Here is a 790-nt window from a genome sequence, read left to right on the forward strand (position 1 = left end):
TTCCTGACCCAGTATTTCCGCCCTCATCGCAATCCCCGATCAAGAGACGTCGTTAGCGACGTCGCTATGACCGTCTCTTAAGAAATTATCGCTCCATTAGGCAGGCGGTCCCAATCGGACGGTTACGGGAGACGTGAGGCCTCTTCCTTCCGCTGCTTAGTCAGTTGTTGCGAGAGTTTCTTGCGCTTAGCCCGGTGTTCGCGTTTCCGCTTCTCCCGCTCGGAACGCGTACGGCGTCGCGCCTCAAAATGTTGCGCGCGATAAAGTTCGAATTCCGTCCGATCTGGCAGAACCTCCTCAACTTTCATCTCCGGACAGGCGCGCAGATAGTCTGGATTCTCGGGCCACCATCGCTCAAACGAAACAGCGTCTGGCGGCCGCCGCTTTTCAATCTGAAGCAAACCGTATCTGCACTGCGCGGTATCCAGATCGGAGGCTTTGATCCGATTCCCGCCACTACGCAGATCATACAGCGTCAGCCCTACGATCTTGGCGGACGCCTTCTTGCTTTTACGCACGGCAGCTTCCAAACCGACCCCGATTGTCGCGAGAGCCCTTCCGGCGGCGTCCCAGCTGCGCAGATCCAGAGCTGCACGAATCGCATCGGCTCTCTCAAGGATCGACTGCTCTCCAGTTCTGTTCGCACGATGCTCATGGGCGGCCTTAGAGCGGTTTCCACACGATCTGACTCGTCAGGGATTCCCTTCGCGGCGCCGTTGTGATTCAGCCTTCCTGCTGGTGGCAGGAGGCCAGCATGGATGGCACGAACGCTATCACAGGATCTTCGGGA

The 790-nt window shown here is 57.8% G+C and carries 1 protein-coding gene; it reads left to right on the top strand.

Features of this window, described 5'->3' with window-relative positions; genetic code table 11:
• The first annotated feature begins 248 nt into the window (after positions 1–248).
• Positions 249–722, top strand: coding sequence for a hypothetical protein (locus tag BRX37_RS26360; protein ID WP_125990381.1), 474 nt, complete (start codon positions 249–251; stop codon positions 720–722).
• Positions 723–790 lie beyond the last annotated feature (68 nt).

The organism is Sphingomonas sp. S-NIH.Pt3_0716, assembly GCF_003950715.1.
Classification (GTDB): domain Bacteria; phylum Pseudomonadota; class Alphaproteobacteria; order Sphingomonadales; family Sphingomonadaceae; genus Sphingobium; species Sphingobium yanoikuyae_A.